This window comes from Ruegeria sp. CDSC025 (genome assembly GCF_059610805.1).
This window is the reverse complement of sequence record NZ_JBXWOJ010000013.1, coordinates 35,844-54,911: the sequence shown is the minus strand read 5'-3', so window position 1 is coordinate 54,911 and position 19,068 is coordinate 35,844. Positions and strand designations below refer to the sequence as shown.

Annotated in this window: 20 protein-coding genes; 13 read left to right on the top strand and 7 right to left on the bottom strand. The window is 58.8% G+C overall.

Annotation, left to right across the window (positions count from 1 at the left end):
• Positions 1-13 precede the first annotated feature (13 nt).
• Positions 14-475, top strand: a complete 462-nt coding sequence (locus tag AC2FH8_RS16520) for a VOC family protein (RefSeq protein ID WP_496690274.1) — start codon at positions 14-16, stop codon at positions 473-475.
• On the opposite strand, the gene yaaA is transcribed toward AC2FH8_RS16520, so the two are convergent.
• The 3 genes from yaaA to AC2FH8_RS16505 all read right to left on the bottom strand — a co-directional run bounded on the left by yaaA (position 445) and on the right by AC2FH8_RS16505 (position 3,674).
• The gene (gene yaaA, locus AC2FH8_RS16515; RefSeq protein WP_496690273.1) at positions 445-1,236 is read right to left on the bottom strand and encodes a peroxide stress protein YaaA; all 792 of its coding nucleotides are present in this window, start codon (positions 1,234-1,236) and stop codon (positions 445-447) included. The two genes, AC2FH8_RS16520 and yaaA, sit on opposite strands and share 31 nt — an antisense overlap.
• Positions 1,237-1,269: 33 nt before the next feature.
• On the bottom strand, positions 1,270-3,309 hold the full coding sequence (gene recQ, locus AC2FH8_RS16510; protein WP_496690272.1) for a DNA helicase RecQ: 2,040 nt from the start codon (positions 3,307-3,309) through the stop codon (positions 1,270-1,272).
• Between the two features lie 77 nt (positions 3,310-3,386).
• On the bottom strand, positions 3,387-3,674 hold the full coding sequence (locus AC2FH8_RS16505) for a YggT family protein (RefSeq protein WP_496690271.1): 288 nt from the start codon (positions 3,672-3,674) through the stop codon (positions 3,387-3,389).
• A 132-nt stretch (positions 3,675-3,806) separates the two neighbouring features.
• On the opposite strand from AC2FH8_RS16505, the gene AC2FH8_RS16500 reads away from it, so the two are divergent.
• The 10 genes from AC2FH8_RS16500 to smpB all read left to right on the top strand — a co-directional run bounded on the left by AC2FH8_RS16500 (position 3,807) and on the right by smpB (position 12,003).
• Positions 3,807-5,174 (top strand): MFS transporter, encoded by a 1,368-nt coding sequence (locus AC2FH8_RS16500; protein WP_271951852.1) that lies wholly within the window; start codon positions 3,807-3,809, stop codon positions 5,172-5,174.
• Positions 5,171-6,034: a penicillin-insensitive murein endopeptidase gene (mepA, locus tag AC2FH8_RS16495; protein WP_496690270.1), complete on the top strand. Its 864-nt coding sequence runs from the start codon at positions 5,171-5,173 to the stop codon at positions 6,032-6,034. Before AC2FH8_RS16500 ends, mepA begins: the two co-directional genes overlap by 4 nt.
• On the top strand, positions 6,007-6,891 hold the full coding sequence (locus tag AC2FH8_RS16490) for an esterase-like activity of phytase family protein (protein WP_496690269.1): 885 nt from the start codon (positions 6,007-6,009) through the stop codon (positions 6,889-6,891). The genes mepA and AC2FH8_RS16490 overlap by 28 nt, the downstream gene beginning before the upstream one ends.
• A 91-nt stretch (positions 6,892-6,982) precedes the next feature.
• A complete protein-coding gene (locus AC2FH8_RS16485) occupies positions 6,983-7,627 on the top strand; it encodes a queuosine precursor transporter (protein ID WP_142638573.1) in 645 nt (214 codons plus the stop codon).
• Positions 7,628-7,889: 262 nt separating this feature from the next.
• Positions 7,890-8,309, top strand: coding sequence for an alternative ribosome rescue aminoacyl-tRNA hydrolase ArfB (gene arfB, locus AC2FH8_RS16480; RefSeq protein ID WP_142638575.1), 420 nt, complete (start codon positions 7,890-7,892; stop codon positions 8,307-8,309).
• A 59-nt stretch (positions 8,310-8,368) separates the two neighbouring features.
• A complete protein-coding gene (locus AC2FH8_RS16475) occupies positions 8,369-9,115 on the top strand; it encodes an SDR family oxidoreductase (protein ID WP_496690268.1) in 747 nt (248 codons plus the stop codon).
• Positions 9,116-9,197: 82 nt separating this feature from the next.
• Positions 9,198-10,211 carry a P1 family peptidase gene (locus AC2FH8_RS16470; protein ID WP_142638579.1) on the top strand — a complete coding sequence of 338 codons (1,014 nt, stop codon included), beginning with the start codon at positions 9,198-9,200 and terminating at the stop codon, positions 10,209-10,211.
• Between the two features lie 113 nt (positions 10,212-10,324).
• A complete protein-coding gene (locus AC2FH8_RS16465) occupies positions 10,325-10,738 on the top strand; it encodes a c-type cytochrome (RefSeq protein WP_142638581.1) in 414 nt (137 codons plus the stop codon).
• 199 nt (positions 10,739-10,937) lie between these two features.
• On the top strand, positions 10,938-11,480 hold the full coding sequence (gene idi / locus AC2FH8_RS16460; protein ID WP_271951847.1) for an isopentenyl-diphosphate Delta-isomerase: 543 nt from the start codon (positions 10,938-10,940) through the stop codon (positions 11,478-11,480).
• A gap of 46 nt (positions 11,481-11,526) precedes the next feature.
• Complete coding sequence (gene smpB / locus AC2FH8_RS16455) at positions 11,527-12,003, top strand: SsrA-binding protein SmpB (RefSeq protein ID WP_142638585.1); 477 nt, start codon at positions 11,527-11,529, stop codon at positions 12,001-12,003.
• Positions 12,004-12,160: 157 nt separating this feature from the next.
• Here the strand turns inward: smpB and AC2FH8_RS16450 are convergent, their stop codons facing one another.
• The 4 genes from AC2FH8_RS16450 to panB all read right to left on the bottom strand — a co-directional run bounded on the left by AC2FH8_RS16450 (position 12,161) and on the right by panB (position 16,355).
• A complete protein-coding gene (locus AC2FH8_RS16450; protein ID WP_496690267.1) occupies positions 12,161-12,925 on the bottom strand; it encodes a hypothetical protein in 765 nt (254 codons plus the stop codon).
• Positions 12,926-13,128: 203 nt separating this feature from the next.
• Complete coding sequence (gene glpK, locus AC2FH8_RS16445) at positions 13,129-14,607, bottom strand: glycerol kinase GlpK (protein WP_496690266.1); 1,479 nt, start codon at positions 14,605-14,607, stop codon at positions 13,129-13,131.
• Positions 14,608-14,676: 69 nt separating this feature from the next.
• Entirely contained in the window at positions 14,677-15,519 is an 843-nt protein-coding gene (gene panC, locus AC2FH8_RS16440) for a pantoate--beta-alanine ligase (RefSeq protein ID WP_496690265.1), read from the bottom strand.
• On the bottom strand, positions 15,516-16,355 hold the full coding sequence (gene panB, locus AC2FH8_RS16435; RefSeq protein WP_496690264.1) for a 3-methyl-2-oxobutanoate hydroxymethyltransferase: 840 nt from the start codon (positions 16,353-16,355) through the stop codon (positions 15,516-15,518). Before panB ends, panC begins: the two co-directional genes overlap by 4 nt.
• 170 nt (positions 16,356-16,525) lie before the next feature.
• Between panB and AC2FH8_RS16430 the strand changes: the two genes are divergently transcribed.
• A complete protein-coding gene (locus AC2FH8_RS16430; protein ID WP_496690263.1) occupies positions 16,526-18,013 on the top strand; it encodes an ABC transporter substrate-binding protein in 1,488 nt (495 codons plus the stop codon).
• A gap of 27 nt (positions 18,014-18,040) precedes the next feature.
• Positions 18,041-19,060, top strand: a complete 1,020-nt coding sequence (locus tag AC2FH8_RS16425; RefSeq protein ID WP_496690262.1) for a hypothetical protein — start codon at positions 18,041-18,043, stop codon at positions 19,058-19,060.
• Positions 19,061-19,068: the final 8 nt, after the last annotated feature.

Below are 19,068 nucleotides of genomic sequence, written 5' to 3'. Positions count from 1 at the left end.
CTAGGCTGCCGACATGATTGATGACCGTGGATTTCACCCCCGCGCGCTGGGCGAGATTGCCATTCGCTGCGCAGATATGGCCGCTATGGTGCAATTCTATGAACAGGTGATCGGCCTGCAGCGTCTGAGCGGTGACCATGACAGCGCTATAACCTTCTTCCGGATAGCCGAGGGGTTTAGCGGCCATACGCAAGTTCTGGCCCTGTTTCACCACAGCACCGCGCCACGATCGGGGCAACATCGGGCCGGTGCAGAGGGTCCCGTAACAGGAGCGGGATCGTCGCTGCATCATATCGCATTGTCGCTGCCCTTCGACGAGCAGCCGGCGGTCACGAGTTGGTATGACAAGATCGGCCAACCCTATCGCGTCGAGCAGTTCGGATGGGTTGGTTGGCGCGGAATTTTCACCGAAGACCCGGAAGGCAACACAGTTGAACTGGTCTCTTACGACCCGTCGATGCTGGCTGAGGCCTGATAGGGCCGGATAAAGACCGGCTTGTCGTTCTCTGACAGGTCGGGGCGGTATTCATAGCCGCCCGAGTCGAACTCTGTCAGGCTGGCGGGATCGGACAGACGGTGTTGAATGACATAGCGTGCCATCGCCCCGCGTGCCTTTTTGGCAAAGAAGCTGACGATCTTTGGTGTGCCGCCCTTGTCTTCCATGAAGACCGGCGTGATGACCCGTAATTTCAGCGCTTTGGGGTCTACTGCACCGAAATATTCCTGACTGGCGCAATTCAACAGCACATCGCTACCGGTCCCGGCTGCCTGAGCGTTCAGCGCCTTGCTTAGTTGGTCGCGCCAATAATCGTACAGGTTCTTGCCGCGCCGGGTCTTCAGCCTACTGCCCATCTCAAGCCGATAGGGCTGAATGGCGTCCAGCGGACGCAATATGCCATACAGTCCGGACAGGATGCGCAGGTGATCCTGGGCCCAGGCCATCTCTTCCACATCCAGCGAAGTCGCTTCGAGCCCCTGATAGGTGTCTCCGGCAAAGGCCAGTGCGGCCGGGCGTGTCGCCACAGCATCGGGGGCGTCCGAAAAGGCGCGATAACGGTCGCGGTTCAGGCGGGCCAGATCATCGCTCAGATCCATCAGCTTTTTCAGGTCGCCCAGCGTCAGATTGCGGGCGGTTTTCGACAGGCGGATCGCGTCATCCTGAAAGTCGGGTTGCGTGACCTCAACATTCCGTTCTGCCCAATCCAGCCGTTTGGCCGGGGAAATCACTACCAGCATAGTCGCCCTCGTTTCTTGCCTGTTGGTGGGTATCTAGATTGCCATACGCAGCACGTCCAGAAAGGCGGCTCCAAACCTTTCGTGACGGCGGTCACCCAGAACCTGTTCGATGGCGCGCGGGTCGTCTGATCGCAACTGCGCCACCTTTGCCAGTTGCGAGGCGGTACAGGTCAGCGGCTTGTCGATTCCATCAGGGCCGCGCGACAGTTGCGACTGAACTTCGAGCAGGCGGTCGTAAATCTCACCCTGATCGCGCCCGGCCAGTTTGCGGCGGGCCGGGTGCAGTTCTTCGACCGCGCCGGTCAGAACCTCCAGAAACGTGGCCCCGTATCGTTCCAACTTTTTAGCACCGATCCCGCTGATCCGGGCCATATCATCCAGCGTTGCAGGGCGGGTTTCCGCCATTTCGATCAGCGTGCGATCGGGAAAAATAACATAGGCCGGGACCCGCGCGGATTCGGCCAGCGCACGGCGTTTCGCCTTGAGTGCGCTCAGCAGCGGTGCGTCTTCTTCGGATACCATCTCTTTGACCGCAGGCCGACGGGTTGCTTTGCGGATCGTGTCCTTACGCAGGTTGATCTGCGCCTCGCCTTTCAGGATCGGCTTGGCGGCCTCAGTCATGCGCAGCGCACCGTGGCGGTCGGGATCAGGACGGACCAGATCATGGCCCATCATCTGCCGGAAAATCGCTTGCCACTGGGGCCGCGACCAGTCCTTGCCGATACCGTAGGTGGACAGCGCATCATGGCGGCGGGCGCGGATCTTGTCGGTCTCGTTGCCCAGCAGGATGTCGATCAGATGGCCTGCGCCGAACCATTCCTCGGTGCGCAGGATCGCTGACAGGGCCATACGAACCGGGGTGGTGCCATCGAACACTTCCGGCGGGCTGTCACACAGATCGCATTTGCCACAGGGTTCGGTCTGTTCACTGAAATAACCCAGCAAAGTCTGACGGCGGCAGGCCAGCGCCTCGGCCAAGCCAAGCAGGGCGTTCAACCGTGCGTGATCGGCCATCCGCCGGTCAGAGGGGGCAAGCCCCTCGTCTATCTGTGACCGGCGCAGGCGAATGTCATCTGCCCCAAACAGGGTCAGGGTTTCTGCCGGGGCGCCATCACGCCCGGCGCGGCCGATTTCCTGATAATAAGCTTCGATGGATTTGGGCAGGTCCGCATGGGCGACCCAGCGGATATCGGGCTTGTCTATGCCCATGCCAAAGGCAACCGTGGCCACCACGATCAGACCATCCTCGCGCGCAAAGCGGGTCTCGACGATGCGGCGATCCTCGGGATCCATGCCGCCGTGATAGTGACAGGCGGTGTGGCCTTCGGCACGCAGGGCCTGTGCCAGAACCTCGGTCTTGTTACGGGTGCCGCAATAGACAATGCCGGATTGGGTTTTGCGCGCGGCGGCAAAATCCAGGACCTGTTTGCGGGGCCCATCCTTGGCGGCAAAGGCCAGGTGGATGTTGGGCCGGTCGAACCCGCGCAGAAATTTGCGCGGGGCCGTACCGTCAAACAGCTTTTCGACAATCTCGTCCTGCGTTTCCGCATCTGCTGTGGCGGTGAAAGCGGCCAAAGGCACATCCAGCGCACGTCGCAGCTCTCCGATCCGAAGGTAGTCGGGGCGGAAATCATGGCCCCATTGACTGACGCAATGAGCCTCGTCCACCGCAATCAGGCTGACATTGATCCGCCGCAACATGCCCAGCGCCGATCCGGCGGCCAGACGTTCGGGAGCCATGTACAGCAGCTTGAGCCGTCCGGCCTCCAACGCCTCCCACACGGCATCGGTTTCTTCGGGGGTATTGCCGGAGGTCAGCGCGCCGGCCTCGACGCCTGCTTCCTGCAAGCCGCGCACCTGATCGCGCATCAGGGCAATCAGCGGAGAGATCACCACTGTGACCCCATCACGCATCAGCGCAGGCAGTTGGAAACACAGGGATTTACCACCGCCCGTCGGCATGATGGCCAGCACGTTTTCGCCTGCGGTCACGGCATCGACGATCTCTTCCTGACCGGGGCGGAAGTCGTCGAATCCAAAGACATCTCGCAGCAAAGGCGCGGCGTCAAACATGTGCGGGGGTGCCCTGTTTTAAGGTTATCTGCTCTTAAGACAGGACAATCACATACTAAGATTCACTGAACAAGAGGTCAGACAAAATAGACCATATTGTTGATCAGGACAATACGCAGCGCATAGACACCGATCAGAACCACCAGGGGCGTCAGGTCAAGTCCGCCCATTGCAGGCAGAACGCGTCGGATCGGGCCGTAAATCGGCTCTAACAGGCGGTTCAGCCCGTACCAGATCTGCGCTACCAACTGTTGATGCAGGTTCAGCACCTGGAAATTGATCAGCCAGCTCATGATGACATGGGCCAGAATGATGAACCAGACAATGTCCAGAATCAGCAGCAGAATTTGGATCAATGACAGCATGGGGCCTCCGGATTTCACATCTGCTGAGACCTAAGCGCCCCTGCACAAAAGAGCAAGTCCGCGCCAACAGAACGCTTGCGAAATGGGCCAAAGCCCCGTCTTATGACGCCAACAATAAAAAACGGGGCAGGTATGGCAGAGATTTCCAAGCGCAAACGTATCTGGGGCTGGTGGTTCTTCGACTGGGCAAGTCAGCCCTATCACACGCTGTTGGTGACCTTTGTTTTTGGGCCCTATTTTGCCGGAGTAGCCGCCGAGTATTATCTGAACGCCGGGCTGGGTTCCGATGCCGCAGACGCACGGGCGCAGACGGTGTGGGCGAACTGCATGACCATCGTGGGGCTGATCATCGCCTTCGGTGCCCCGCTGATGGGGGCGATGGCAGATGTTTCGGGCCGTCGGATTCCGTGGATATTCGGCTTTTCGATCATGTACGCGGTGGGCTCTGCTGCGCTGTGGTACACGTTGCCGGACGGGTCAAACATGTGGCTGATGCTGTCGGCCTTTGGCCTGGGTTTTGTCGGGGCGGAATACGCGCTGATCTTCGCCAATTCTCAGCTGCCCGATCTGGGTGATGACAGTGAGGTGGGCGAGATATCGGGTTCGGGTTTTGCCTTTGGCTATTTCGGCGGGCTTATCTCGCTGGCGATCATGCTGGCCCTGTTTGTTGAGCAGGGTAATGGCAAGACCCTGATCGGCGTGGACCCTGTTTTTGGTCTGGACGCCGCAGCACGCGAAGGCACGCGTTTTGTCGGGCCGTTCACCGCCGTGTGGTTCATTCTGTTCATGATCCCCTATTTCCTGTGGGTGCGCGACGATCCAGATGTCGAAAAGAAAGGCAGCGTCAAAGAGGCGCTGCAGCTGCTGGTCAAATCAGTCTCTAACCTGCGCAATCGCGTTAGCCTCGCCAGCTATCTGGGCTCGTCCATGTTCTATCGTGACGCGTTGAACGGGCTGTATACATTTGGCGGCGTTTATGCGCGGCTGGTGCTGGAATGGGATCTGATCAAGATCGGCGTATTCGGGATTGTCAGCGTTCTGGCTGCGGCAGCCTTTGCCTGGCTTGGCGGCAAGCTGGACAAGAAATACGGCCCCAAACCTGTCATTCTGGTTGCGATCTGGGTACTGATCTTTGTCTGTATCACCGTCGTGATGATGGACCGGACCCAGATCTACGGCATCACCCTGCCCGAAGGGTCGGGCCTGCCGGATCTGGTGTTCTTTGGTTGCGGTGTTCTGATCGGCGGCATGGGGGGCATCCTGCAATCGGCCAGCCGTTCTCTGATGGTGCGCCACACCGATCCCGTTGCCCCGGTCGAGAGCTTTGGCCTGTATGGCTTGTCCGGCCGCGCCACCGCATTTGCGGCCCCGTTGTTGATCGGGATTGCCACAACCCTGACCGGTAGTGCGCGACTGGGGGTGTCACCCATAGTTCTGTTGTTTATTCTGGGACTGTTCCTAATGCGCTGGGTGAAACCGGAAGGGGATCAGAGCAGATGATTTTATTACGTTTTTTCGCGGTCATTGCCGCAATCACATTCGCCGGTACCGCAGGTTCCGAGCCGCTGGCCAAGCAGTTATTCGGAGGCCAAAAGCAAAGTTCACAACAAAAACCGGCCGCTTTCGGCAGTTATTCGCGCGGCTGTGCGGCGGGGGCGGTACAACTGCCCGAAACCGGACCCACATGGCAGGCCATGCGCCTGTCACGCAACCGCAACTGGGGCCATCCGCAGGCGATCGACTATGTCCAGGATCTGAGCCGGTTTGCGGCCAAGCAGTCAGGATGGAATGGTCTCTATATAGGCGATATCAGCCAGCCGCGCGGCGGGCCGATGACATCGGGCCACCGCAGCCACCAGCTGGGTCTGGACATCGATATCTGGATGCTGCCCGGTGACAACATGCGTCTTTCCCGCAAGACGCGCGAGAATATCTCTTCGATTTCCCTGCGCCGCTCGAACGGTGCCTTCGTCAACGGCAGCTGGACCAAACAGCATCACGCAGTGCTGCGTGCAGCGGCAAAAGACAAGCGCGTGGCGCGGATATTCGTCTTTCCCGGTGCCAAGGTGCAGATGTGCAATGACGAAAAGGGAAACCGAGCTTACCTGCGTAAAATCCGGCCGTGGTGGGGCCATCACTATCATTTCCACGTGCGGTTGGCCTGCCCCAGAGGATCAAGCGGCTGCGTGAACCAGGATCCGCCGCCCAAGGGTGATGGTTGCGCCGAAGCACAGCAATGGGTGAACAACATCCTCAACCCGCCACCGCCCGATCCAAACGCGCCTGCACCCAAGAAGCGACGCGAATACCGGCTGGCCGATCTGCCCAAGCAATGCACAAACGTCTTGCAATCCAACTGATCGCGGCGCTGCTGCTTACAGGTATGGTCTGGGCGGAGGGGGTAAAGCCTGCCGCTTTGCTGAACAATTTTGCATGGCGACATCAGGCGGATTGGTTCGGCGGATATTCCGGAATTCACATCTTTGACGGTGGCACCCGCATGATCGCGCTGAGTGATCGTGCAACGATGTTGGACGCTCGTATTGATCGAAACGAAGATGAGATTACTGGCATCGAGATCCAGCGGCACTGGCCCATCCTGTCCAGCACCGGCAAGGTTCTGGTGGGCACCGCGGGCGATTCCGAAGGCCTGGCAATCGCCCCTGACGGTGGGGTCTATATCTCATTCGAGGGTGTGCACCGGGTGGCTTATTATTCCGATCCAACCGGCCCGGCGCAGGTTCTGCCACGCCCCAAAGCCTTTGAGGTTCTTGACCATAACGGCTCGTTCGAGGCACTGGCCATTGACAGGCTTGGGCGGCTGTACACCCTGACCGAAAAGAGCCGTACCGTATCGGGGGACATACCGGTATATCGTTGGGATGGTCTGTCGTGGTCGACACCTTTTGTCCTGCCGCAACGGGGCAAGTTCCTGCCAGTAGCCGCGGATTTCGGCCCCGACGGGCGGTTCTATGTGCTGGAACGATCGGTGTCCCTGACAGGCTTTCGGTCGCAGCTCAGGCGTTGGGAACTGAATGGTGACACTCCGCAATCCGAAGAGATCTTGCTGCAAACCGCGCGCGGGACGCATGACAACCTCGAAGGCCTGTCGGTCTGGCGTGACGATCAGGGAAGGTTGCGGGTTACGATGATTTCGGATGACAATTTTCTGGCCCTTCAGCGGACGGAACTGGTGGAATATCTGCTGCCCGATTGACAGGCTCGAAACAAAGGTCTAAACGCACGGCTTGCCTTGGGACGGTCCCTTGGCCAAGTCGCCGCTACCTTGTCAAAACGGGCATCAAAACATGCAACGCGCTTTTATTCCCGGCATTCTTGCCATGGCCACCATCGTTGTGGCTTCGAACATTCTGGTCCAGTTCCTGATCCTTGACGGGCTGTTGACTTGGGGTGCTTTCACCTATCCACTGGCCTTTCTGGTCACCGACATCATGAACCGCGTCTATGGCGTGGCCACCGCCCGCAAGGTCGTGTTTGCCGGGTTCGTCACCGGCATCGTCTGCTCGCTGATCGGCAGCCAGATCATGCTGCAGGGCGACGGGTTCACCTATGCCGCTGTGCCGCTGCGGATCGCTGTTGCCTCTGGCACTGCTTTCCTGATCGCCCAGCTGACCGATGTCACCGTGTTCAATGCAATGCGCGGGGGTCGCTGGTGGCGCGCACCGCTGGTCTCGACCCTAGTGGGTTCGGCGCTGGATACAGCATTGTTCTTCACTATCGCCTTTTCTGCCTCGATCGCGATCTTCGGCGCCAATGCCGACGCTGCGATCAGCTGGGCGTGGGAGCCTGTTCCCTTCATGCTGTCTGGCCCGATGGCACCCCTGTGGGTCACGCTGGCCTTTGCCGACTGGCTGGTAAAGTTGTCGTTGGCGCTGGTGGCGCTGATCCCCTTCAAGGTGATCGTTGCGCGCCTGACCGCGCAGCCCGTGTAAAAAACGCTTTGAGAATGGCACAGCTTGTGTCACCATCCTAGTTAACCGCAACAGATAGAAAAGGAGGTGATCCAGTGTCGAGAAAGAGATTGGAGAGAGGTGTTGGAACAACCGGGGGGATCGCCCGTTAGGGCAGCCCTTGGTGGAGCGCTCGCTCCGGCTGGTCGATTGATCTAACCGACCCAACCTCCTGAACTTTCGAAGGGCCGTCCTGCTAGGGCGGCCCTTTTTGTTTCCGCACAGCACTTGTAAGGTCCGCCCCATGTTGCGGATCAATGACGATATCACCCTGCAAGACTGGGAAATGACCGAAAGCTTTGTGCGCTCTTCCGGCCCTGGCGGGCAGAACGTGAACAAGGTTTCGACCGCAGTCGAGTTGCGGTTCGAAGCGGCGCGCTCGCCCTCACTGCCTGATCCGGTCAAGGCGCGGCTGAAACGGTTGGCTGGGCGGCGCTGGACCAAAGAGGGCGCGATCATCATCCAGTGCGAGGAAACGCGTAGCCAGGCCCGCAACCGCGAGATTGCGCGGGTGCGATTGGCTGAACTGATCACCCGCGCGCTGGTCAAACCCAAACGGCGTATCGCCACCAAGCCCACCTATGGCTCGGTCAAACGTCGATTGGCCGCCAAAAAGGCCCGTTCGGATGTCAAATCTCTGCGCGGCAGGGTCGACGAAGATTGATCTGGTAACTTCTTTGCGCCTTGCTACTCTGCCCTGACAGGCGACAAGGAGGCAAAGCCATGAGGTTGGAGGGAAAAACCGCAATCGTAACCGGCGGCGCGTCCGGGTTCGGGGCCGGTATCGCACAGAAGTTCATTGCAGAGGGCGCACGCGTTATGATCGCGGATATCAACGGCGCTGCGGCCCGCGAAATGGCAGAAACGCTGGGCGCGCAGGCCATCGCGCAGCAGGTTGATGTGGCCAGCAGGGCATCGGTTCAGGAAATGGCGGGCACCGCCCACGACGCCTTTGGCGGGCTCGACATCCTGGTCAACAATGCCGGAGTGACCCATCTGCCGACCCCGCTGGAGGACGTCTCCGAAGAGGATTTCGACCGTGTCTTCAACGTGAACATGAAATCCGTCTATCTGACTGCCCGCGCCTTTGTGCCGATGATGAAGGCACGCGGAACCGGGGCGATCCTGAACGTCGCCTCAACCGCCGGGCTGTCCCCACGCCCCAACCTGAACTGGTATAACGCGTCCAAGGGTTGGATGATCACCGCAACCAAGACCATGGCGGTAGAACTTGCTCCGTCCGGCGTGCGTGTCAACGCGATCTGCCCTGTGGCTGGGGAAACGCCGCTGCTGAAATCCTTCATGGGCGAAGACACCCCCGAGATTCGCGCCAAATTCCTGTCGACCATCCCATTGGGTCGCTTCTCGACTCCCGAAGACATGGCCAACGCCGCCTGCTTTCTGTGCTCGGATGAAGCCAGTATGATTACGGGCACCACGCTCGAAGTGGACGGGGGCCGATGCATTTGATCCGGACTTCATTTGGCTCAAAATATCTCCACCAGAGGCAGCGCGCCGAGGCGCGCTTCCCTGCCCAACGTCAGAGGTTTCGATGACTCCCGGATCCAAAAACCTGATCACCGATGTCCCAGGGCTGAAGGTCGGCAACGCGCAGGACGAGGCGTTGAAATCGGGCACAACTGTTCTGACGGCGGACAAACCCTTTGTTGCTTCTGTCCATGTAATGGGGGGCGCGCCGGGCACGCGTGAAACTGACTTGTTGGCACCGGACAAAACCGTTGATCAAATCGATGCGATCGCGCTGTCTGGTGGCTCGGCTTTCGGGTTGGACGCCTGCTCAGGGGTTACGGATGGTTTGCGGGGCGACGGGCGCGGCTTTGCTGTCGGGAATGCGATTGTGCCCATCGTGCCGGGAGCAATTCTGTTCGATTTACTCAATGGCGGCGATAAAACTTGGTCCGAGAATCCATACCGCGCTCTCGGAAAGGCAGCCTACCACGCTGCCGCAGAACGTTTTGCGCTCGGTTCAGTCGGGGCAGGAACCGGCGCATTGGCGGCTATGCAAAAAGGTGGCCTGGGTTCTGCATCGTTGGTTCTGGACGACGGCATCACTGTAGGCGCGCTTGTGGCAGCCAATCCGGTTGGCAGCGTCACGACACCTGGGGATCGCCACTTCTGGGCGGCGCCATTCGAGATCGACAACGAATTTGGCGGCCTGGGGCCAGACCTCTCATCGGGTCAAGCACAGATTCAGCAAAGCCGCAAAGCTCTAGCTATGGGGCAGGTTGACCCAGACCGGGCCAACACGGCCATTGCAATTGTCGCAACTGATGCCGCGTTAACCAAGACACAGTGCCACCGCCTGGCGGTGACAGCTCATGATGGCATCGCTCGCGCGATTGTGCCTGCGCATACTTCACAAGATGGTGATCTGGTTTTCGGCATCAGCACTTCCGGTCAAGCTGTTGACCCAAGCGTGCTGCCTATGATCGCGCATGCAGCCTCGGTTTGCCTGTCGCGGGCGATCGCCCGTGCGATTTATCTGGCGTCACCCAGTGCAGGCGATCTTCTGCCCTGTTGGGCAGACGTACATGACTTAAGTTAAGGACGACCCGATCCCGGCTGTGACACAGTGCCATCGCGCGGCAATCTGCGCGTTGACTCTCTGCCGCGCCAGAGGTCCTTTCTGTGCAGCCAATTCGTATCGGAGCAAAAGTTATGAATCGTATCCTCGCGACCGCAATTGCCGGCCTACTGGCCCTTCCAGTCTATGCTGAAGGTGACACCGAAGCTGGCAAGAAAGCCTTCAACAAATGCAAATCCTGCCATCTGATTGCTGATCCCGATGGCGAGGTGATCGTAAAGGGCGGAAAAACCGGCCCGAACCTCTATGGGGTTGCAGGCCGTACTGCTGGGACGGTCGAAGGGTTCAAATACGGTGACAGCATTGTCGAAGCCGGTGAAAACGGCTTGGTCTGGGACGAGGCAACCTTTGTCGAATATGCCCAGGACCCCAAAGCCTTCCTGCAATCCTATCTGGATCAGACCTCGGCCAAGTCCAAAATGACCTTCAAGCTGAAAAAGGGTGCTGAGGACGTTTACGCCTATATCGTCAGTGTTTCGGGCGAATAACCTGGGAAACCACGCAATCGGTAAGACCAGAAAAGGCCGCAGCCCCTGCGGCCTTTCGTGCGGTTGATAACCGGATCAATAGACGCCAGTTTGGAATCGCGTGGTGCATTGCCCGCTTTGCACCACAGCCAAGCCTATCAGGCCAAAGCTATTCCGGAATTCCCGGTCGCACAGGCGGATCGGCAGCAGGAGACGACAAATGGGAATCATGATCCCGGCCTGGGTTGATGGTGAATTGACCCCCGTTGAAAAGCTTGAAGCCCATGAAAAGGGTCTGCGGCACAAAGCGGTGTCGGTCTTTGTTGTGCGCGGCACCGAGATTTTGCTGCAGCGCCGGGCGATGGGCAAATACCACACGCCCGGCCTGTGGGCGAATACCTGCTGCACCCATCCTGACTGGGGTGAGATGCCCTCGGTCTGTGCGGTGCGTCGCCTGCAAGAGGAACTGGGGATCACTGGGCTGTATCCCGAATATCGTCACCGTTTGGAATATCACGCCGATGTCGGCAATTCGCTGATCGAGCATGAGGTGGTAGACGTATTCCTGGCCCATGTTCGAGGACCACTGAAGATCGAGCCGAACCCCGAGGAAGTGATGGATATCCGCTGGATCGACTACCACGATCTGCTGGCCGAGGTGCAGCGCCATCCTGACCGGTTTACGCCTTGGCTGAAAATCTATCTGCACAACCACGCCGACACGATTTTCGGCCCCGATCTGATTATCTCGGCCAAATCCTGATGCACCTGCTTGCAAGGTCCGCCCAAGGGGCATAAATCAACCCGTCATGGCCAAGCAGAAGACAGACCCGAATTACAAAGTCATCGCCGAAAACCGGCGCGCCCGTTTCGATTACGCGATCGAAGAGGATATCGAGTGCGGCATCATGCTGCACGGGTCCGAGGTCAAATCCCTGCGGGCAGGCGGGTCGAACATCGCCGAAAGCTATGCCACGGTTGACGACGGAGAGCTGTGGTTGGTCAACAGCTATGTCGCCCCCTACGAACAGGCCAAGGTCTTTAAGCACGAAGAACGTCGTCGCCGTAAGCTATTGGTGTCGCGCAAAGAGCTGTCAAATCTGTGGAACGCGACCCAACGCAAAGGCATGACGCTTGTGCCGTTGGTCCTGTATTTCAACCACAAGGGCCTGGCCAAGATTAAGATCGGCATCGCCAAGGGTAAGAAAAACCACGACAAACGCGAAACCCAGGCCAAGCGCGACTGGTCACGGCAAAAGCAACGCTTGCTGAAAGATCACAGCTAAAGGCGCTCGACTATCGGTTGTCAGATGGATTTGATCCTCGCGTTCTCAATCAGGCTACCGGGGCTACAGGTACGGCAGATGTCCGGTTAGAGCCCCGAGCTGCCGATGCTGCGTAAATCGGCTGCAGCGGGTGCAATGCTCCCGCATTTGGGCGTTTCTAGCTTCGGCTGATATGATCGACGTAGGCGACAATCAACCGCCTGGTCGCATCCCGACCTTTCCGCAAGTCATCTTGATCAGGCTTCTTATGGTCTGTGCCCTTGCCACGGTGCCTGCCCAGAGCATTATTCGGATTATTGGATAGCTCGCCGATTGTTTTCCATTCATCTTCGGCATTTAACTCCCTCATCACTTTCCTAGCATTACCAAAAATGGTCTGAATGCGATCCCGAACTTCGTAAAGATGAACGAAGCAGTTCGCCTCATCTTCGAAGGACCTGTTCAAGCTTTCGGCCATTGCCCTGATCTCGGGGAAACGTGGTAAGGCGTCGGCGAACTTGGCTCGAAACCGAGCCTGTTCTGCGAAGCGCTCCGCTTGGGTGTCGAAAGTGACATTGCCGTCCTTGCCACGGATGATGACGTCTACGTTTGTTGGGAACGTTGACAGATTTAAGTGGCCCACTTCCGCGATGATGGTTAGGTCGGAACGCCCGTCGGGGTATTCACGGGTCAATCGTGCGGAGTTCAGAACGAACTGCTTACCTGTAACGACGGCTTGGCCCAAGAAGTTAGGCTCTAACTTCCGATGAGCCTCATCTCGAAACTCGATGCCTCGTTCATACTCAGACGGTAGGAAATGCCCGCGAGCAACTCCTTGTTCGATATGTACACTACCGGACAGTATCTCGACATCAATAATCTCTTCGAAGAGGTCCTTCGGTTCGAAGGTCCATTCGAGAACAGTTGTTGCGTCATCATTCATTGCGAGACTCTCCAATACAGGGTATCAGACAACAGAGCACCGATGCTATCCAGGCGCTGAAGCGAACGGCTGGTTTGTCCGCTCTACCGACATTGACCATCAGCCTAACTCGCAGCACTGACTTGCCGTAGAAATTCACCGTTCGCACAGGTGGCCCCAAAAAACCCAACCTTGAACAAAGCAGAGCCCAAATGCGGCACCGATCAGAACGCCATGGCCGCCTGAACAGCGCGTTGCCAGCGGTCATAGGCGGCGTCGCGTTCCTCTGCGGATAGTTTGGGTTCAAACCGGCGATCCAGCGCCCAGGTTTCCGCGAATTCCTGTTGATCAGGGTAGATGCCCGCGCGCATACCGGCCAGCCAGGCCGCGCCCAGAGCGGTGGTTTCCTGCATCACGGGTCGGTCGACCTCGGCGCCGAGGTAATCCGACAGGCCTTGCATCGCCCAATCGGATGCGCTGGCACCGCCGTCGACGCGTAAGATGACATCGGTATCTGCGCCCCAGTCGCCTTGCATGGCGTGCCAAAGGTCTCGGGTCTGATAGGCGATGCTTTCCAGTGTTGCCTTGGCAAATTCTGCCCGCCCGGAATTGCGGGTCAGGCCAAAGACCGCGCCCCGACAATCTGGTTTCCAATAGGGCGCGCCCAATCCGGTAAACGCGGGCACCAGCACAACATGCTGGTTGGGGTCGGCCTGTTGCGCCAGCTCGCCACTTTCCGGGGCGGTTTCGATGATCTGCAGCGCATCGCGCAGCCATTGGACTGCTGCGCCTGCGACAAAGATCGAACCCTCAAGGGCATAGGTTCTTTGTCCGTCCAACTGATAGGCAATCGTTGTCAGCAGGCGGTTCTTCGAGGCGACCGGCTGAGGCCCGGTATTCAACAGCGCAAAACACCCCGTCCCATAGGTCGATTTCATCATGCCGGGCTGGAAACAGGCCTGCCCGATGGTCGCGGCCTGCTGATCGCCTGCAACACCCAGAATCGGGATATTTCCCCCAATCAGAGTCGTTTTTCCGAAATCCGAGGCGCAATCCTGCACCTCGGGCAGCATGGACATGGGCACATCCAACAGATCGCAGATCTCGGTGCTCCAACAGCCTTTGTGGATGTCGAACAGCAGTGTGCGGGCAGCGTTGGTGGCGTCTGTCACATGGTTGCGGCCTTCGGTCAGGCGCCAGATCAGGAAACTGTCGATGGTACCGAACAGTAGCTCGCCTGCCTCGGCGCGGTCGCGGGCGCCGGGGACATTATCCAGTAGCCATTTGACTTTGGTGCCCGAAAAATACGGGTCCAGCAAAAGCCCGGTCTGCTGGGTTACGTCATCCTCGCAACCGGCCTGCTTGTAGCGGGCGCAGATATCGGCGGTGCGGCGATCCTGCCAGACGATAGCATTGTAAATCGGCTTGCCGGTCTGCTTGTCCCAGACCACGGTTGTTTCACGCTGGTTGGTGATGCCGATACTGGCAATCTGATCGGGGGTTGCGCCAACGCTCTGCATCACCTCGCGGCAGACACGTAGGACGCTGTCCCAGATTTCCTCGGGATCGTGTTCGACCCAGCCTTCTTGTGGGAAATGCTGCGTGAATTCATGCTGCGCGGTGCCTGCCCGTTGCATGTCCGCGTCGAACAGAATGGCCCGTGATGATGTGGTGCCCTGATCAATGGCAAGAATATAGGTCACGCCTGCGCCCCCCTTCGCATTTGGTTTTGCGAGACTTTAGCGCAAACAGTCGGTTGCGTACCAGAGTGTTCAGACGGGAATATTGTCGATTAGACGCACTCCATCCGCCCAGGCCGCTGCAAACAGGCGGGCGGGTCGGTCGGCATGTGTCAGCGGGTTCAGAGATTCCGCACAGCGCAGTTGGATATATTCCACTTGTGTAAAACCTGCGGCCAAAAGATCGGTACTGGCCTGTGCTGCCAGTGTGTCGAACGGGGCGCCGTTCTTTAGCGCGTTGGCAAGATCCAGCATGATGCGGTGTTTGTGCGCTGCAATCTCCATTCCCTCGGGCGAGAGGCGCTGATTGCGTGAGGACATGGCCAGACCCGAAGGTTCACGCACCGTGGGGCAGCCGATCACCTCGATCGGGATATCCAGATCACGCGCCATGCGGTGCACGACAAGCAGCTGTTGATAGTCTTTTTCCCCAAAATAGGCTCTGTCTGCCTGGGTTTGCAGGAACAGTTTGGCGACCACAGTGGCGACGCCATCGAAATGACCGGGGCGGAATTCGCCCTCCATCACATTTGTCAGGCCAGTTACAGATACGGTGGTGGCAAAGCCTTGCGGGTAGATCTCGTCCGGGTCCGGCACATAAATCGCATCAACGCCATAGGGCGCCAGTTTCTGAGCATCTTCGATTTCGGTGCGCGGATAATTGGCCAGATCCTCGGGGTTGTTAAACTGCGTTGGGTTCACGAAAATCGTCACGATAACTCGGTCGGTGCCATTTTTGGCCGCCTCAACCAGAGACAGATGCCCCGGATGCAACGCGCCCATAGTTGGGACGACGCCGATTGCCTCACCATTCTTGCGCCAGTTGGCGGTCAAGGCGCGCAGATCGGAGAGGCGACGCAGGATCGGAGCGGTCATTTAACTGTGCCCTGTGACGGAGCCTGATTGGCAAAGACATGTTCATCGGCGGGGAAAGCGCGTGCGCGCACTTCGGCGGCGTACTCGGCGATGGCGGCCTCGGCCAGTGGCCCCAGCTCGGCATATCGTTTGACGAATTTCGGTTTGAAAGCGGTGAAAAAGCCGACCATGTCGTCCACCACCAGTATTTGCCCGTCACATCCGGCGGACGCGCCAATGCCGATAGTAGGGATGGCGACCTCGGCAGTGATTTGGTTGGCTAGACTCTGCGGGACCTTCTCTAACACAAGGGAAAAGGCGCCTGCATCAGCCACGGCATGGGCATCGGCCAGTACCGTCTGTGCCTGATCATCACGGCCCTGCACCTTGTAGCCGCCCAGCGTGTTGATCGACTGCGGGGTCAGGCCGATATGCGCCATCACCGGGATGCCGCGCTTGACCAGAAAGCGGATGGTTTCGGCCATTTCGACCCCGCCCTCTAGCTTGATCGCACCGGCACCGGTTTCCGCCATCAGGCGGGCGGCATTGCGGAACGCCTGTGAGGGGCTTTCCTCGTAACTGGCAAAGGGCATGTCGATGACCATCATCGCCTTGTCCAGCCCGCGAGCAACAGCCTGACCATGCAGGATCATCATCTCCATCGTCACGCCAAGGGTGGATTCCAACCCGTGTAGCACCATGCCGACACTGTCACCGACCAGAACAAAGTCGCAATGATCATCCATCAGTCGGGCCATCGGAGTTGTATATGCGGTCAGACTGACCAGTGGCTCGCCACCTTTTCGGGAGCGAATATCCACGGCATTCGGGGCTCTTTTGCGGGCGGTGGCGCTCATGCTCGCTCCTCGCGGTTCATGTTGCGGTGCGGCATAGCAGATTGGACCGGGCCAAAGATAGCCCGGTTGCGCGAACATTTCCTTGATTGACCTAAGGTTTAAAGGGACATTGGTCCGCAGACCGGTCCGCGACATGCAGGACCACACAGTTTCAGTGGGGAGACAACGATATGACAAAGCAGATGTTTCGGTCTTTTGCATCGGCGCTGGCGATTGGAGCCAGTTTGATAGCCACCCAAGCCCTGGCCAAATCCGACATCACCATCGCAATGCAGCTTGAGCCGCCGCATCTGGACCCGACCAGCGCTGCGGCACAGGCCATCGATTCGGTTGTCTATACCAATATCTTCGAAGGTCTGACCCGGTTCATGGGCGACGGATCGGTCGTGCCCGGGCTGGCGGAAAGCTGGGAGATATCAGACGACGGCACCGTCTATACCTTTAAGCTACGCGATGGTGTGACCTTCCACGATGGCACCACCATGGATGCCGAGGACGTCAAATTCAGCCTTGACCGGGCCCGCGCTGAAGACAGCGCCAATGCACAAAAAGCCCTGTTTGCCGGGATCGAAAGCGTAGAGGTCGTGGATCCGCTGACCGTCAGGGTCACCCTGTCAGGACCAAACGGGAATTTCCTGTTCAATATGGCCTGGGGGGATGCGGTGATTGTCGCCCCCGAAAGCATAGAGACGATCAAGACCAACCCGGTCGGCACCGGCGCGTTTGCCTTTGGGGACTGGGTGCAGGGGGACAGCATCACGCTGACGCGAAACCCCGACTATTGGGGTGATCAGCCCGCGTTAGAGTCTGCTACATTCAAGTTCATCTCGGACCCGACCGCCGCCTTTGCCGCCATGATGGCCGAGGATGTTGATGTGTTCGACATTTTCCCGGCGCCTGAGAACATGCCGCAGTTCGAGGCTGATCCGCGCTTTCAGGTGCTTGTCGGCTCGACCGAGGGTGAGACGATTCTGTCCACCAACAACAAGCAGCCGCCCTTTGACGACATCCGGGTGCGGCAGGCGCTGGCCCATGCCATCGACCGTCAGGCAATTATTGACGGCGCGATGTTCGGCTATGGCACGCCCATCGGAACGCATTTTGCCCCGCACAACCCCGCCTATGTCGATCTGACCGGCAATTCGGCGTATGACCCCAAGAAGGCCGCGCAGTTGCTGGCCGATGCGGGCTATGCCGAAGGGTTCAAGACCACTCTGCACCTGCCGCCGCCTTCTTACGCTCGCCGCGGAGGCGAGATCATCGCCGCACAACTGGCCGAGGTCGGGATTGAGGCTGAAATCATCAATGTCGAATGGGCGCAGTGGCTGGAATCGGTGTTCAAGGGCAAGGATTTTGGTCTGACTATCGTCAGCCATACCGAGCCGATGGATATCGGCATCTATGCGCGGCCCGACTATTATTTCCAGTATGACAGCATCGACTTTCAGACGCTGATGGAGACGTTGAACGCCACCACCGACCCTGATGAGCGTACCCGCCTGTTGGGCGAAGCGCAGCGTCTGATCGCAAATGATTACGTCAACGGGTATCTGTTCCAGCTGGCCAAGCTTGGCGTTGCCAAGGCTGGCGTTCAGGGACTTTGGGAAAACGCACCCACAGCGGCCATCGACCTGACCGCCATCAGTTGGGCGGAATAAGACCAGTTCCAGAGAGGAGACCGGCGCATGAGAAGATCAACCCTCGTTGCGTTGATGATTGCGGTTTTAGCCGTGATTGCGCCGGTCGCCAAAGGGGATACGCCGCTTGAACAGGCGGTGATACTGTGGCTGGAGGGCGATGATGAACGCGCTCTGCCACTGCTGGCGGATCTGGCGGCTGATGGCAACGCGCAGGCTCGTCTGCTGTTGGGGCGAATTGAAACCGCCGATCTTGGACCATCTCCGTTCCGCCAATCGCTGGGCCGAAAGGGTTCGCGCAAGCTGTTTCGTCAAAAAGACCTGACGGCCTTTGGCCGATCCTGGCTGTTGGTCGAGGCGAAAGGTGGAAATGAGCTTGCCCAAGCGCTGTTGGATGCCAAACGCCCCACACCAGACCCGAAGCTGATTGCACAGCTCAATGCGTTGGGAGAACATCAAGCTACGGACTACCCGACGCGAATTGTGGCGCTCTATGGCGATCCAGAAATGCGCGGCGATCTGTTGGCGGATGGGCAGCTGATGCAGGACCTCAAACCTTATCTGAGTTATCTGACGGTCGATCCCGAGCCGCGCGGCGACGGTCTGGCAGCGCTGCGCCACATTCAGCCTGATCCAGTTGACATGAATTCCGATCAGGCGCTGGGCATGGCGGGGTTGCTGGCCCTGGGGCTGGGATATGGCGATCTGTCTGTGGACAATAGCTGGCGCCCGGCGGTGGAAAACTGGTTGATGACATCCCAGTCGACCCGCCCCATCGCGCAGCTCTGTTCTGACCAATGCGGGGCCGAGGCACCAAACTGCGCCTTTGCCTTCCTTGCCCTGTTTGGCGGCTATTTCGAGGTCATCCGCATCGACAGCCCGCTGGAAACGCTCATCCCGCAGGAGCAGTTTCTGGACAGTCCTCGCGCGCGCCTGATGGTCCTTCGTCGGGCGGCACTGGCCCGGACCGAGACAAATCTGGAAACGCTGGTGGACAGCGCACCCTCGGCGAAGCTTTCGACCTGCGCGACCGATTTGGTCCGGCAAGAGCAGCAGTCCTACAAGTAGCTGTTGCG

Bases quoted from the DNA above. Each gene is read 5' to 3' on its own strand.
- panC (WP_496690265.1), bottom strand. From the start codon at position 15,519: ATGACCGCTCCGATCCTGCGTCGCCTCTCCGATCTGCGCGCCTTGACC.
- AC2FH8_RS16430 (WP_496690263.1), top strand. From the start codon at position 16,526: ATGACAAAGCAGATGTTTCGGTCTTTTGCATCGGCGCTGGCGATTGGA.
- yaaA (WP_496690273.1), bottom strand. From the start codon at position 1,236: ATGCTGGTAGTGATTTCCCCGGCCAAACGGCTGGATTGGGCAGAACGG.
- idi (WP_271951847.1), top strand. From the start codon at position 10,938: ATGGGAATCATGATCCCGGCCTGGGTTGATGGTGAATTGACCCCCGTT.
- AC2FH8_RS16505 (WP_496690271.1), bottom strand. From the start codon at position 3,674: ATGCTGTCATTGATCCAAATTCTGCTGCTGATTCTGGACATTGTCTGG.
- AC2FH8_RS16520 (WP_496690274.1), top strand. From the start codon at position 14: ATGATTGATGACCGTGGATTTCACCCCCGCGCGCTGGGCGAGATTGCC.
- panB (WP_496690264.1), bottom strand. From the start codon at position 16,355: ATGAGCGCCACCGCCCGCAAAAGAGCCCCGAATGCCGTGGATATTCGC.
- smpB (WP_142638585.1), top strand. From the start codon at position 11,527: ATGGCCAAGCAGAAGACAGACCCGAATTACAAAGTCATCGCCGAAAAC.
- AC2FH8_RS16485 (WP_142638573.1), top strand. From the start codon at position 6,983: ATGCAACGCGCTTTTATTCCCGGCATTCTTGCCATGGCCACCATCGTT.
- mepA (WP_496690270.1), top strand. From the start codon at position 5,171: ATGATTTTATTACGTTTTTTCGCGGTCATTGCCGCAATCACATTCGCC.
- AC2FH8_RS16425 (WP_496690262.1), top strand. From the start codon at position 18,041: ATGAGAAGATCAACCCTCGTTGCGTTGATGATTGCGGTTTTAGCCGTG.
- arfB (WP_142638575.1), top strand. From the start codon at position 7,890: ATGTTGCGGATCAATGACGATATCACCCTGCAAGACTGGGAAATGACC.
- recQ (WP_496690272.1), bottom strand. From the start codon at position 3,309: ATGTTTGACGCCGCGCCTTTGCTGCGAGATGTCTTTGGATTCGACGAC.
- AC2FH8_RS16470 (WP_142638579.1), top strand. From the start codon at position 9,198: ATGACTCCCGGATCCAAAAACCTGATCACCGATGTCCCAGGGCTGAAG.
- AC2FH8_RS16465 (WP_142638581.1), top strand. From the start codon at position 10,325: ATGAATCGTATCCTCGCGACCGCAATTGCCGGCCTACTGGCCCTTCCA.
- AC2FH8_RS16450 (WP_496690267.1), bottom strand. From the start codon at position 12,925: ATGAATGATGACGCAACAACTGTTCTCGAATGGACCTTCGAACCGAAG.
- AC2FH8_RS16490 (WP_496690269.1), top strand. From the start codon at position 6,007: ATGCACAAACGTCTTGCAATCCAACTGATCGCGGCGCTGCTGCTTACA.
- AC2FH8_RS16500 (WP_271951852.1), top strand. From the start codon at position 3,807: ATGGCAGAGATTTCCAAGCGCAAACGTATCTGGGGCTGGTGGTTCTTC.
- AC2FH8_RS16475 (WP_496690268.1), top strand. From the start codon at position 8,369: ATGAGGTTGGAGGGAAAAACCGCAATCGTAACCGGCGGCGCGTCCGGG.